We start from the raw sequence: 13,675 nt of genomic DNA on the forward strand, positions 1-13,675 counted from the left end.
AAGCGAGTAGATTCCATGACCATTTGAAAATCAACAATGGAATTTAACAGAGCCTTTTAGAAGAAAGTATCACTTTTTTAATTTTGACAGATGCCTAGTTACAGCGCCCAGCCCCTCGGGTCATAAGCCAAACCGCTGTTTTACTTTAGGAACTGCCTCCTCGCGTTTCGTCTTATGACTGTCGGAGGCCCACAGGATGTGGGTCAGAACGACGTTGCCACACGATGTGGCCGTCTTAGTCGTTCTTCTTGCAGGGCGCTTGCGCTTTTCTAACATAGTGAAACGATATTTCATCCTTAGGGATATAGCCAAGGGAGAAGGCATTGTGATATATTACTTTAAGTGTAAATGTAACAGAAGCGGCACCTGAATATATATTATTATCGTAACTTAGTAAAAAAAATTGAATGATATGTGAAGAGAGAAGGCAAACAATCCGATGTAAAAATTTCGGTGCCCGTGTGGCTACATTTTAAATATATAAGAACTTTAAATAAAGGAAGGTAATTATTTTATGGATAATACATTACGTGATGAGGTTCAGTCTAGAAGAACTTTCGCGATCATCTCTCACCCGGATGCCGGGAAAACGACATTGACGGAGAAGCTGCTATTATTTGGGGGAGCGATCCGTGATGCAGGTACGGTGAAGGCGAGAAAAACAGGGAAATATGCGACAAGTGATTGGATGGAGATCGAAAAGCAACGTGGAATTTCAGTAACATCCTCTGTTATGCAATTTGATTACAGTGGATTTAGGGTCAACATTCTTGATACACCGGGTCACCAGGATTTCAGTGAAGACACGTACCGAACGCTGATGGCGGTCGATAGTGCGGTAATGATTGTCGATGCCGCTAAGGGGATCGAGGATCAGACGATTAAATTATTTAAGGTTTGCCGAATGAGAGGCATACCGATTTTTACATTTATTAATAAAATGGACCGACAGGGTAAATCACCGTTGGAATTGCTTGCAGAGCTCGAAGAAGTTCTTGGTATCGAATCTTATCCGATGAACTGGCCGATCGGAATGGGCACAGATTTTGTCGGGATCTATGATCGTTTCAATAACAGGATCGAGCAGTTCAAGAGTGATGGAGAGGATCGTTTTCTGCCGCTTGATGAAGAAGGAGAACTGGCTGTATCACATGAGTTGAAGGATTCCGCGCTTTATGAACAAACGCTTGAGGAAATCATGCTGTTATCTGAAGCAGGCAATCAATTTTCCGAAGAAAGAATTGCAAAAGGGGAGCTAAGCCCGGTCTTTTTTGGAAGTGCTTTGACTACATTTGGGGTGCAAACTTTTCTAGATGCTTATTTGAAGTTTGCACCAGCCCCTCAGCCTCGCGAGGCGACGAACGGTGAAGTAAATCCTGTCGGTGGTGATTTTTCCGGATTTATTTTCAAAATACAGGCTAATATGAACCCTAAACACCGGGATCGAATCGCTTTCTTGCGTATATGCTCCGGTAAATTTGAACGGGGAATGAGTGTTTTCCTAAGCAGAACCGGAAAACCCATCAACCTTTCGTCATCCACCGGGTTCCTCGCGGATGATCGCAATACGGTCAACGAAGCGGTGAGCGGGGATATTATCGGACTTTATGATACGGGGAACTATCAGATTGGCGATACGATCACAACAAGTAAAGATATGTACCAGTTTGAACGCCTGCCACAGTTTACGCCGGAGTTATTTGTCCGGGTCACTGCCAAAAATGTGATGAAGCAAAAGCATTTTCATAAAGGGATTCATCAGCTTGTTCAGGAAGGGGCCATCCAGCTGTTCAAAACAGTAAGAATGGAAGAGTACCTTCTTGGTGCCGTCGGACAGCTCCAATTTGAAGTGTTCGAGCACCGCATGAAGAATGAATACAATGTAGAAGTGGTCATGGAACGGATCGGAAGCAAGATCACACGCTGGGCCGAGGATGAGAAGATCGATGAAAACCTTCACAGCTCAAGAAGCATTCTCGTTAAAGACCGTTATGACAAATACGCTTTTCTTTTCGAAAATGAATTTGCCTTGCGCTGGTTCAATGATAAAAACCCGGATATAAAATTATATAATCCAATGGATCTAAGATAATCGAAAAAGACTCGTGCCTTTAGCTGGCACGGGTCTTTTTCAATTTACCGAAGGTCCCACTGTCCACCAATAATTTAACCTGTTATGCATAGGGATTATGTTATATAATGGAAAAGATGAAGAGTCATTTTAACCGTTTGGCTTTCGGGAAAGTAGGTAAAAGTTATTCTGAATTTATTTATCATGATAATTTCTTATGCATTGGGAAGTGTGAATGGCGCTTATTATGTAACCAAATTTATGGCAGGGAAAGATATTCGTCTCCTTGGAAGTGGAAATGCAGGTGCGCGAAACGCTGGTAGGCAGGTTGGAAAAAAGGGCTTTGTTTTGACGTTGATCATTGATATTGCCAAAACCATTCTGGCGCTTTTGATAGCGAGCTTTCTTACCGATGGCAATTATATGGCGGTCATCTTAGGCTCAGCAGCGGTTTTGCTTGGCCACCTGTATCCTGTTCATCTCCGTTTTCGCGGCGGGAAAGGGGTAGTCGTTTTTTTGTCAGCCACTTTATTTCTAGTGCCAGCAGCGATACTCGTTACTGGAATCGTAATGGGAGTCGGTTATCTATTGTTTCGTAAATTTACTGTACCAGGGCTCGTCTCTTTATCGACTATCCCTATTTCTTCGTATTTTTTCACTGCGAACTGGGTTTATACAATCGGCTTGCTATTATTGCTTATGGCAGTCATCCTTGCACATACAAAGAAAGGGCCCCCATCTTCAACTACGTAAAGGAGCGAATCATATGGAATCATTACATCTTATTTATAAAGTAGCATCAGAACGTGATGAGTTTGAACAGATCCACAAATTGAATTATCAAACCTTTGTCGAGGAAATACCACAGCATAATCGAAATGAGCAGTCCAGATTGGTTGACCGTTTTGATCATGAAAATACATATATTATCGCAAAGAAACAAGATGAAGTCGTCGGCATGATATCCGTGCGGGCAAAGCGTCCGTTCTCCCTTGATGAAAAAATAAGCAACTTGGATGAATTTCTTCCTGATGGAGCCGTTCCATGTGAAGTCAGGCTTCTTTCCGTTAAAAAGGAATTCAGAAAAAGCTATGTCTTTTATAAATTGGTCGAGCTATTGGTATCCTATTGCCTTGAGCAAAAATATAATATGGCAGTTATTTCAGGCGTTGATAGGCAAATTAAACTATATAAAAGAATCGGATTCCAGCCATTTGGTAGTTTGATAGGACAAGGGGATGCAAAGTTTCAACCGATGTTTTTGACTAAAGAACAATTTGAAAATTCTACAAAGGCTTTTAGACGGATGATGAATCGAAAGGCAGCAGTCGAGAAGCAGCTGAATTTCCTACCGGGACCAGTTCCTGTTCATGAAGAAGTCGAAAAGGCGTTTGCGAGTCAGCCTATCTCTCACCGTTCGCTGGTTTTTCTTGAAGAAATGAAAGAGGTTCAGAGTAAGCTTTGCCACTATGTGAATGCTAATTTTGCACAGGTGATTGTCGGCACAGGCACGCTCGCAAACGAGTTTATTGCCGCTCAACTGACGAGAATACCCGGAAAAGGACTGGTGCTTTCGAATGGGGAGTTCGGCAATCGGCTCATCAATCATGCGCGGCGATCCAAGCTCGATTATCATACGCTCGAAAAGGAGTGGGGAGAGCCTGTGACTGTGGATGAAATCGAAAACTATCTGCTAAATCACCGCGAAATAAAATGGCTTTGGACTGTCCAATGCGAAACGTCGACCGGTTATTTATACGATTTGGCAGGAATACTGGATATCTGTAAAAAGTATGGAGTGGAGCTTTGTCTTGATGCATGCAGTTCGGTTGGAGTAATCCCAGTTGATTTAAAAGAAATTTATCTTGCGGCGACAGTGAGCGGAAAGGGATTAAAATCATATCCTGGATTGGCGGTTGTATTTCATAGGGATGAAATTACACCTGATGAATCGCTGCCACGCTACATCGATCTCGGTTTATACTATGTTAACGGCAGCGTGCCTTATACTCATTCTTCCAATCTTGTTAAAGCGCTCAATGAAGCCCTTAACTGGCATGATGCGATTATTCTCCCTGCATCAGAAAAAATAAGGGAATACTTTAAGGAACAGGGGCTGAATGTTATCGGTGATCATACGTATTCACCAGGCGTGGTTACGATTTGCCTTCCGCCGGATATTTCCTCCAGGGAGTTTGGTGACAGGATGAAGGAGAAAAATATTCTTTTAAGTTATGAAAGTGATTATTTGTTGCAAAGGAACTGGGTTCAGGCTGCTTTTATGGGCGTTCAGGATATGGAATCGCTGCCCTATCTCGCGGTAGTGATAAAACAAGAAGCCAATGCGATTATAAAAGAATGGCCGGCCGCTTTATGAATAGCAGGAAAGGAATAAACAGAAATTCATATACCCTTTTACTTTTTTGCCTGTTCACGCTGTGGCTGAAAACGGTTATGGTTTCTTTTATCGGCTTTGACTTACCGGTACATGGTGTCATGGACATCCTGCTTATCCTTTTTAATCCGGTTGGATCTTTGATCTTCCTGCTTGGATGCAGTTTTTTCTTTCTCCGCAAGCTGAATCGCCGTGTATTAATCACGATCATGGTTTTGGTCACCGGACTTCTTTATGCTGATTTATTATATTATCGCTTTTATATCGATTTTGTAACGGTATCCATTCTTTTTCAATTTAAAAATGTGGGAGGTATCGGACCGAGTACATTTGAATTGATGAAAGGCTGGGATCTGCTCCTGTTTGCCGATATTTTCGTCGCCTGGTGGCTTAGTCGATCAAGCGACGTGTTACTTATTCCTTCTAAAACGAAGCAGCGCTGGATTGCTGCGGGAACTGCAATGATTTTAGTAACGGCTGGGCTTGGCCTAAGTTCATCTTCACAAGCATCCTATAATCGCGGCGAGATGGTCAAAACAATCGGTCCTTACAATTATCATCTGTATGATATCGCGCTCGGATTCCGTTCGCCGATTGACCGGGCTTTTGCGGACAAATCAGATGCATCTACAATGAAAGAATATCTTTCAGGTAAGGAAAAGGGAAAGTCCGATTTATTCGGGGTTGCTAAGGGTAAGAACCTCGTATTGATCAGCATGGAATCAACGCAGGATTTTGTCATCAATCAAAAAGTAAATGGAGAAGAAATCACGCCATTTTTAAATAAACTGGTTGAGGAGAGCTATTACTTTAATCAGATTTACGACCAAACGGCACAGGGTAAAACGTCCGATTCGGAATTTATGATCGATACCGGACTTTATCCGCTGTCTGGCGGTTCAGTTTTTGTCCGCAGACCCGAAAATACATTCCAAAGCCTTCCTAAAATCCTGAAGGAAAACGGAAATTATTATGCCGCTTCCTTTCATGGAAACGATCCATCGTTTTGGAACAGGGAGCAAATGTATGCCACACTTGGTTATGACCGTTTTTTCTCAAAAACGGATTATCAAGTAACAGATGAGAATTCAGTCAATTACGGAATCAAGGACATCCCTTTCTTTGAACAATCGGTTGAGCATCTCGAAAACCTCCCTGAGCCTTATTACGCCAAGCTGATCACGTTGACGAATCATTTCCCGTTCCTGCTGAATGAAGAAGACCAAATGATTGCTGCAGCCACTACGGACCAAGGGGTTGTGAACCGATATATTACGACAGTACGCTATCAGGATGAAGCGATTAAACGCCTTTTCAGCGGGTTGAAGGCGAAGGGAATGTATGAAGATACCGTGTTTGTTCTCTACGGGGACCACTATGGGATTTCAGAGAAATATGAAGCGGCCTTAACTGACATGCTTGGTGACGAACCTAATGAAGTCAATCATACGAAATACAGGCAAGTACCACTCATCATCCATATTCCTGGACAGTCCGGCAAAACCATCAATACCATGGGCGGGGAAATCGATATCCGGGAAACCTTGCTTTCTTTATTGGGAATTGAAACCGGGGAATTTATGTCATTCGGACATGATTTGTTTACAAGAAACACTGACCATCCCGTCATTTTCAGGGATGGAGGTTTTGTCAGCGACCGGGCAATCTATAAAGACAATAGTTGTTTTGATAAAAAAACAGGTGGGCAAGCAAGACTCAAGGCCTGTGAGAAGCATCAGGAAACAGTAAGGAATGATCTTGGTTTATCGGATGAAATTATTTATGGCGATTTATTGAGATTCATGGACAATCACTAACTTTTCTTTCAATATGAACGTATCAAGAAGCTTCTGCTGGCCAAAAGAACGTAATGCTAAGCGGAATTTTTAAAAAAATTTACACTCCCCGTATCTTTTCAAGCCAATGAAACGTTTGAAAGATAGAGAGGTGATAAAGGAGTGAGCGTTGATGAGCAAAAGGCTTGGTGAGCGAATGGGAATTGACAGGGAAACCGAGGGAAACAGCATTGTGGAGCTGTATCCTAACCTGCAGAAATACTGCCGGTTCCTCTCGCAAAATAAATGGGATGGAGACGACATCGCTCAGGAAGCGATTCTGAAGGCGCTGCGTCATTATCGACAGGATCTCAGTCCGGCGTTGTTGAATAAAATCGCCTACAATCATTGGATTGATACGCTGCGAAAACGAAAAAATGAATCGCTTGAAGATGTACTTGAATTGGCACAAACGGGGCAAGAAGATAAGGTCAATGCTGTAATGGAAGCGATTGATCTATTAAAAAGGCATTTTACCCCGAAGCAAGCGGTTATTTACACATTAAAAGAGGCGTTCCAGTATCGCGCAAATGAGATTGCCGGTATACTGGAAACAACTGAAATGGCAGTGAAATCTGCGTTACACAGGGCAAAGACAAGACTGGAAAACACAAAGCTGAAACAAGATACGCGTCCCGCTGAAATATACTGGGATAAAGAAACAGACATACAGCTTTCGTCTTTCATATACAAGGCTTTGAAATATCAGGACCCTGAAATCCTGATCCGGGCAATCCCGTCGATTGAATCCTTGAAAGCTGGTAAAACCACGCCTATGCTCATTCGTTCTTTTTCAAGAAAAGCTCCTTCAAACGCTCTCTGTATGGCTGCGTAACCATGAAATACAGACAGGGAGGAAATATTTTATGAGTGTAATACCTTATGTAATCGAACAATCAAGCCGCGGCGAACGGTCTTATGATATTTATTCCCGTTTATTAAAAGACCGGATCATCATGATTGGCGATGAAATCAATGATGCCCTTGCGAACAGTATTGTGGCCCAGCTTTTATTTTTGGAAGCGGACAATCCAGAGAAAGACATTTCGCTTTATATCAATAGCCCGGGCGGGTCGACTTCAGCCGGATTCGCGATTTTTGATACGATGCAATATATTAAGCCGGATATCAGAACCATCTGTACCGGCATGGCCGCTTCGTTTGGGGCGATGCTCCTGATCGCGGGCACCAAGGGAAAACGCTTTGCCCTTCCGAACAGCGAAATCATGATCCACCAGCCGCTTGGGGGAGCAAGGGGGCAGGCGACGGAGATCGAAATTTCCGCGCGAAGGATTCTGAAGCTGAGGGAACATATTAATTCCATCATATCCGAACGGACCGGCCAGCCAGTCGAAAAAGTGGCCAGGGATTCGGACAGGGATTACTATATGAGTGCAGAAGAAGCGAAGGAATACGGGATTGTCGACGAGATCATCCTGCCTAAATAATCGAAAGCAACAAACGATAAACAGGAGCTGCAAGCGCGGCCCCTGTTTTTATATGGAAGCGTAATGATTTTATTGTCCACACTTCAGTTTTATTATTCAAACATACGGGGAAATATCTGGTGCAATATCCAATCTTCATGTAAAATTTGTTGAAAACGGAAGTTTTTATAGGGGGATATACATGGCAAATGGATGCAAATTATGCGGGATTCATTTCACGCTTTATGCTGATGGCTATTTATATATTGAAATGGGAGTTCAAGCACATATCCTGGAGTCCCTGCCGAATACGCATCAAATAGATGAAGGGTGCTTTATCCGGTACGACTCCAAGCCAATGCTGCTTCAGTTGATTGATAGGCTGAAGTCATTAGCCGGTTCGAATATGCTTGCATGCACGTTGGTCAATCAGTTGGAGAAGCCGTTATTCGTCTATCCCTTCATAGAAATTGCCGAAAGAATTGAAAAGAACGAGATCGTGCAAATCATACAATCGACCGATTTCAACGGATATTTCCAGCCGATTGTATCATTGAAGGACAACCATCTATTTGCATACGAATCTTTATTGCTTGATCCGCTTGGCCGCATTTCGCCTGGAGAACTATTTCAGGTTGCGCAGGATACCGGAATGCATAGTCTTTTGGATCAAAAAGCGAGGGAAACGGCGATAAGAAGCCGCCAGGGGAAAGTAAGACATGGTATTAAAAGCTTTATCAATTTTTTGCCGTCAACGATATATAATCCCGAATACTGTCTAAAGCATACATTCAGCATTGTCGAGCGATATGGAATACTGCCTGGAGATCTCGTTTTTGAAGTTGTGGAAACCGAGAAGATCGCTGATATCGACCATCTCAAGAAGATTTTCCAGACCTATAAACGACAGGGGATGCAAGTTGCCTTGGATGACTTCGGGGCAGGGTTTTCGACCTTTGATGTTTTGCATGAGCTTCAACCAGATTATGTGAAGATTGATCGTTCACATATTATGAATTGCGATCAAGATGAAGCCAAACAGGAGTTCTTAAAAAATCTTGTGCAACAAGCTGGGCAAATCGGTACACTGACACTCGCCGAAGGAGTGGAAAGAGAGGAAGAACACCAATTTTGCAAAGAAATCGGCATTGACCTTGCGCAGGGATATTATTATGGGAAGCCCGAAAGCGAGCCATCTTTTGATGAAAAAGCGGTGAAAAATCGATGAAGATAGTCGATTTGAAAAACCTTGAACGGGAAATCGCAGCCCAATTTTTTATACAGCAATGGCAAGGCACACATGGTGATTTCCAGCGGGGGTTATGACTGCACATCCTTGCCGGGATTTGCCTCTTTTGATCAGGAAGGCCAAATCTGTGGTTTGGTCACATATTTTTTACACAATCAGGAAGAGTGTGAAGTGATCTCGCTGGATAGGATTGTTTTTCGAAAGCATCTTCGTCACCTCAATCATTTTATGTATCCATTTTAAAATAGATTTTAGGAACGTTCCAAAGTAAACGTTTAAAAGCCTGTTGATCAACGTTCCAGGCGCGAAGACTCCTGCGGGAGCAGCGGGACAGGTGAGACCCCGCAGGAGCATGCGACGAGGAGGCTCACCGCCCGCCCCTAAGGTGCGCGAAGCGCCTGGAACGGAAATCAACAGACCCCATTAACAGGCCAAATAAAAAAATAACTGCAGACAAACTCGATTTCATCGAGTTTGTCTACAGTCTGAGCAGGCTAATCCGCCTGCTGTTTTACATATTGTGATTTTGCTCAGATTGCTGCACGACTTCCTTTTGTTCCAATAAGTTCATCCGCATGATGACATTCTGCATCAGACCCATGGATATCATTAACAGCAGCAACGATGAGCCCCCATAGCTGATGAAAGGGAGGGTGATACCGGTTATTGGAATCAGCCCGGTAACCCCGCCGACATTGATGGCAACCTGTATTCCGATCATCGAGGATATGCCGATCAACAGCAGGCTGCCGAATGGATCCTTGCATCTCGCTGATAATACAAAGCCTCTTAATACGATGAAGCCAAGGGTCAGCAAAACAAAAAGTACCCCGAAAATGCCAAGCTCTTCCGCAATGACAGCCATGATAAAATCTGTATGCGCCTCCGGCAAATAGCCGTATTTTTGTACGCTATCACCGAGACCGACTCCCATTATTCCGCCCGAGCCAATCGCGAGCAATGAATTTGCCAGTTGAAAGCCTTCATCTCCTTCCTTTTCGAAAGGATCGTTAAGGCCGGTGAACCTCGAAAGTCTTTCCTCTGAAATGACTTCGGAAGAATTGCCGGTTATCACGACAGCAAAGCCGATGATGCCGGCCACCAGTAAAAATATCAATCCGAGTTTTACAATGCTTTTCAGGTTCATCCCCGAACATAGAATAATCGTGGCTGCAATGGCCAGAACGATTAAGGCGCTTCCGTAGTCAGGCTGAAGGATGATCAGGAAACAGATGCCTGCCAGAAAAACAATTGGAGGTATGACCGCTTTATCAAGATTATTGATCCTGTCCTGTCTTTTTCCATAAATCGCCGCGAGATAGATGATAATTGCAAGCTTTGAAAATTCCGCAGGCTGCATGCTCCTCGCGCCGAGCTTGAACCAACTCGTAGCACCTCCGGCAGTGTGTCCAAAGATGTATACGATCAGGAGAAGCATGGCAATGCTTCCCATCATGACCATCAGGAATATTTTATGTTTATATAATTTATATGGCAGTATCGAGACAAAGAGCATCACGATAAAAGATAATATCAAGGCATTCTTTTGATTTTGAAAAAAGAAATCCATTTCTTTCTCGTAACGGGCCACTGCTGTAATCATACTTGAACTGTAAACCATGACTAATCCAAATAGGGAGAGCAGCACAACAGCTATGAATATGGGGTAATCATAAGCTTTAAATATTCTTTTCAATTGTGCATTCACCTCTTATGTATAAAACATACTTTGAAAGTACTTATTCTTATATAGTAACGGAAAAACCTGCTTAATCATAATAAAATTTTTCTCCTTTTTTATTTTAAATACCCAATTTTTTCAGAATTTTCTAACTACCATTTGACTAACTAAAGAAGTTTTACTATTATGTACGTAATCGTACTAATACTTTTTTAGGAGGAATTATAATGGAACATGTATACTTTTTCACCGGTTTTCCTGGATTTATATGCAATCAGCTGATCAGAGAGCTCTTAAAAAGAGACGATTATTTTACAAAGGCCTATATGCTCGTTCTGCCGAGCCAAAAAGAGACTGCCGCCTATGAGATTACAAAGATTAAACAAGAAATGCAGGGAACGATTGCCGAATTTGTGATTGTAGAAGGAGATATTACAAAAGAGGGGCTTAAAATCCCGCAGGAAATGAATGATCATTTTCGATCGGAAGTGACCCATGTATTTCATTTAGCTGCGATCTACGATTTAGCGATTGATGAGAAAACGGCTCAGCTTGTAAATGTAAGCGGTACCAATAATGTGAATGACTGGGTCCGTGGATTGGATAACCTTGAGAGGTATGTGTACTTTAGTACAGCATATGTTGCCGGTATCCGCGAAGGTAAATTATATGAGCAGGAGCTTGTCGAACCCGTTGGTTTTAAAAATCATTATGAAAAGACCAAATATGAGGCTGAAGTTCTAGTGGAGGAAATGAAAAAGGAAAAGCCGGTAACGATCATAAGGCCGGGAATCGTAAAAGGCCATTCTGCGACGGGTGAAACAATTAAATTCGATGGTCCATACTTCATTTTAAACTTCCTTGACCGGTTAAGCTTCCTGCCGATATTCCCGAAAATTGGTAGGGAAACAGGATGCGTCGTCAATATGGTTCCTGTTGATTACATTATACAAGCAACTTCTTATCTGGCATTATATAAGGAAGGAGCCGGCAAAACCTATCACTTGACTGACCCGAATCCTCATACCGCAACCGAGATATATGAATTATTTGTCAATGAACTATATAAGCGGAAGCCTAAAGGTACGCTTCCTCTAACGGTAAGCAGGGGGCTTTTGACCATCAAACCGGTGAGATCGTATTTGGGAATTGAAAAGGAAGCTTTGGATTACTTTACGTGGCAGGGCGTATTTGACTGTACCCAGGCACAGACGGATTTAAAAGGATCAGGAATCGTTTGTCCAAGGTTCAGCGACGGTGTTCCTGCCATGGTTGACTTTTATTTGAAAAATAAGAAAGACCAGAGGTACCAAATTCAAATTAGATAGGGGAGAGCGAATATGATCGATTTAAATACGAAGCAAAAGGTGTACTCTCCGGCAACAGGCGAGGAAATCGGAGAAATGGTCGAAACGCCGCTTAGCGAAATTGCTTTTTTATATAAACGCGCGAATCAGGCTTTTCAGTCCTGGTCACAAACGACCGTTTCGGAAAGACTTGTCTATTTAAAAAAATTACGGCTCTTGATGGTCGAAAAGATGGATGAGATGGCGGAAGTCATTTCAAAGGATACGGGCAAGGCAAAAACCGAGGCAATCGTCGCCGATATCATGCCGACTTTGGATGGAATCCTCCATATAGAAAAACATGCCCGGAAATCTCTGGCTCGAAAAAAGACATCCACACCACTCATGCTTATCGGCAAAAAATCGTATATTGATTATATGCCGCGCGGAACTGTACTCGTGATTTCACCGTGGAATTATCCGCTTATGCTGGCGATGGTTCCGATATACAGTGCAGCGGTCGCAGGGAACTCTGTCATTGCGAAGCCGTCAGAAATAACGCCCCTTGTCGGGCAGTATATGGAACAGCTGTTTTTCGAGGCGGGTTTTCCGGAAGGGGTCATTCAATTTGCCCATGGCGGAAAGGAAGTAGGCGCAGCGTTAACAGAACAAAATCCCGATTATATCTTTTTTACCGGTTCAGTAAGGACAGGGAAAATCATTGGGGAAATGGCGGCGAAAAAACTGATTCCTTGCACGCTGGAGCTCGGTGGAAAGGATCCGATGATTGTCTTTGCGGATGCCAATTTAGAACGGGCGGCGAATGGGGCTTTATGGGGAGCCTTCACCAATAGCGGACAGACCTGCATGAGCGTCGAGAGGGTTTACGTAGAACGGCCTATCTATGAAGACTTCCTCGCTATGCTGAAGGAAAAGACAATAGCACTTAAGCAGGGGGCGACGCTTGCTGATGATGTCGGTTCTATGACCTTTCCCGCGCAGGTAGATATCGTCGCTGACCATATCAAGGATGCCCTTGCAAAAGGAGCCGTATTGGAGACAGGCAAGGACCCGAATCAATGGAAAATCAACAACAAGCTTTTCCTTCCGCCAACGGTATTATCAAATGTGGATCATTCGATGAAAATCATGACGGAAGAAACATTTGGTCCTGTGTTGCCTGTCATTCCTTTTGATACGGAAGAACAAGCGGTCATGTTTGCCAATGATAGTGAATACGGACTGAATTCTAGCGTGTGGACTTCCGATGATTCGAAGGCAAACAGGGTGGCTGCAAGGTTAGTCACCGGTGCTGTCGTCATTAATGATGTACTCGTGTCAGTCGCTAATCACAGCCTGCCGTTTGGCGGAGCAAAGCAAAGCGGAATCGGCCGGTACCATGGCGATAACGGACTTCGAATGTTTTGTCATGAAAAAGCGATTGTTAAAGACTCAGGTACGAGGAAGTCAGAGATCCAGTGGTACCCTTATAATGGGAAATACGAACTTTTTTTGTCGTTATTCAAAGAGTATTTTTCAGGGAAAACGAATTGGGCCAGATTCGGACAGATTTATCTTAAATTGCTGAAAGGGCCGGGGAACCCTGCAAAAAAATCAGATAGGCAAGTTTGATTTGTATGTAAGAACAACCTTGAATTTGGCTTTTTAAGATAAGCTCTGTTAAACGATAATGTTGTTTTTGGGAAGGGAATCTGCGAGACTCCTCGAAAA

General features: G+C 43.1%; 10 protein-coding genes. 9 read left to right on the top strand and 1 reads right to left on the bottom strand.

All coding sequences use genetic code 11. The features are described 5' to 3' along the window. Nucleotides 1-514: 514 nt before the first annotated feature. The 7 genes from D0463_RS18335 to D0463_RS18365 all read left to right on the top strand — a co-directional run bounded on the left by D0463_RS18335 (nt 515) and on the right by D0463_RS18365 (nt 8,956). Nucleotides 515-2,092, top strand: coding sequence for a peptide chain release factor 3 (locus tag D0463_RS18335; protein ID WP_117308793.1), 1,578 nt, complete (start codon nt 515-517; stop codon nt 2,090-2,092). A 183-nt stretch (nt 2,093-2,275) separates the two neighbouring features. Beyond that, nucleotides 2,276-2,824, top strand: coding sequence for a glycerol-3-phosphate acyltransferase (locus tag D0463_RS18340; protein ID WP_117308794.1), 549 nt, complete (start codon nt 2,276-2,278; stop codon nt 2,822-2,824). Between the two features lie 13 nt (nt 2,825-2,837). Beyond that, nucleotides 2,838-4,448, top strand: coding sequence for an aminotransferase class V-fold PLP-dependent enzyme (locus tag D0463_RS18345; protein WP_117308795.1), 1,611 nt, complete (start codon nt 2,838-2,840; stop codon nt 4,446-4,448). Beyond that, the gene (locus tag D0463_RS18350) at nt 4,445-6,283 is read left to right on the top strand and encodes an LTA synthase family protein (protein WP_254052855.1); all 1,839 of its coding nucleotides are present in this window, start codon (nt 4,445-4,447) and stop codon (nt 6,281-6,283) included. Before D0463_RS18345 ends, D0463_RS18350 begins: the two co-directional genes overlap by 4 nt. Before the next feature lie 151 nt (nt 6,284-6,434). Further along, the gene (locus tag D0463_RS18355) at nt 6,435-7,136 is read left to right on the top strand and encodes a sigma factor-like helix-turn-helix DNA-binding protein (protein ID WP_254052856.1); all 702 of its coding nucleotides are present in this window, start codon (nt 6,435-6,437) and stop codon (nt 7,134-7,136) included. A gap of 31 nt (nt 7,137-7,167) precedes the next feature. Beyond that, nucleotides 7,168-7,749 (top strand): ATP-dependent Clp endopeptidase proteolytic subunit ClpP, encoded by a 582-nt coding sequence (gene clpP / locus D0463_RS18360; RefSeq protein ID WP_117308797.1) that lies wholly within the window; start codon nt 7,168-7,170, stop codon nt 7,747-7,749. 181 nt (nt 7,750-7,930) lie between these two features. After that, a complete protein-coding gene (locus D0463_RS18365) occupies nt 7,931-8,956 on the top strand; it encodes an EAL domain-containing protein (RefSeq protein ID WP_254052857.1) in 1,026 nt (341 codons plus the stop codon). A gap of 532 nt (nt 8,957-9,488) precedes the next feature. On the opposite strand, the gene D0463_RS18370 is transcribed toward D0463_RS18365, so the two are convergent. Further along, nucleotides 9,489-10,673: an FtsW/RodA/SpoVE family cell cycle protein gene (locus tag D0463_RS18370; RefSeq protein WP_254052858.1), complete on the bottom strand. Its 1,185-nt coding sequence runs from the start codon at nt 10,671-10,673 to the stop codon at nt 9,489-9,491. Between the two features lie 212 nt (nt 10,674-10,885). Here D0463_RS18370 and D0463_RS18375 point away from each other — a divergent pair, with 212 nt between their 5' ends. Together D0463_RS18375 and D0463_RS18380 are read left to right on the top strand one after the other, a co-directional pair. Further along, the gene (locus D0463_RS18375; protein ID WP_117308798.1) at nt 10,886-11,986 is read left to right on the top strand and encodes an SDR family oxidoreductase; all 1,101 of its coding nucleotides are present in this window, start codon (nt 10,886-10,888) and stop codon (nt 11,984-11,986) included. Nucleotides 11,987-11,998: 12 nt separating this feature from the next. Continuing rightward, nucleotides 11,999-13,576 (top strand): aldehyde dehydrogenase family protein, encoded by a 1,578-nt coding sequence (locus D0463_RS18380; protein ID WP_117308799.1) that lies wholly within the window; start codon nt 11,999-12,001, stop codon nt 13,574-13,576. Nucleotides 13,577-13,675 lie beyond the last annotated feature (99 nt).

Origin of the sequence: Bacillus sp. V59.32b (genome assembly GCF_003429085.1) — a bacterium.
GTDB lineage: Bacteria > Bacillota > Bacilli > Bacillales > DSM-1321 > Peribacillus.

Coding starts and splice junctions, on each gene's coding strand:
- D0463_RS18335 (WP_117308793.1), top strand. CDS start 515: ATGGATAATACATTACGTGATGAGGTTCAGTCTAGAAGAACTTTCGCG.
- D0463_RS18340 (WP_117308794.1), top strand. CDS start 2,276: ATGATAATTTCTTATGCATTGGGAAGTGTGAATGGCGCTTATTATGTA.
- D0463_RS18345 (WP_117308795.1), top strand. CDS start 2,838: ATGGAATCATTACATCTTATTTATAAAGTAGCATCAGAACGTGATGAG.
- D0463_RS18350 (WP_254052855.1), top strand. CDS start 4,445: ATGAATAGCAGGAAAGGAATAAACAGAAATTCATATACCCTTTTACTT.
- D0463_RS18355 (WP_254052856.1), top strand. CDS start 6,435: ATGAGCAAAAGGCTTGGTGAGCGAATGGGAATTGACAGGGAAACCGAG.
- clpP (WP_117308797.1), top strand. CDS start 7,168: ATGAGTGTAATACCTTATGTAATCGAACAATCAAGCCGCGGCGAACGG.
- D0463_RS18365 (WP_254052857.1), top strand. CDS start 7,931: ATGGCAAATGGATGCAAATTATGCGGGATTCATTTCACGCTTTATGCT.
- D0463_RS18375 (WP_117308798.1), top strand. CDS start 10,886: ATGGAACATGTATACTTTTTCACCGGTTTTCCTGGATTTATATGCAAT.
- D0463_RS18380 (WP_117308799.1), top strand. CDS start 11,999: ATGATCGATTTAAATACGAAGCAAAAGGTGTACTCTCCGGCAACAGGC.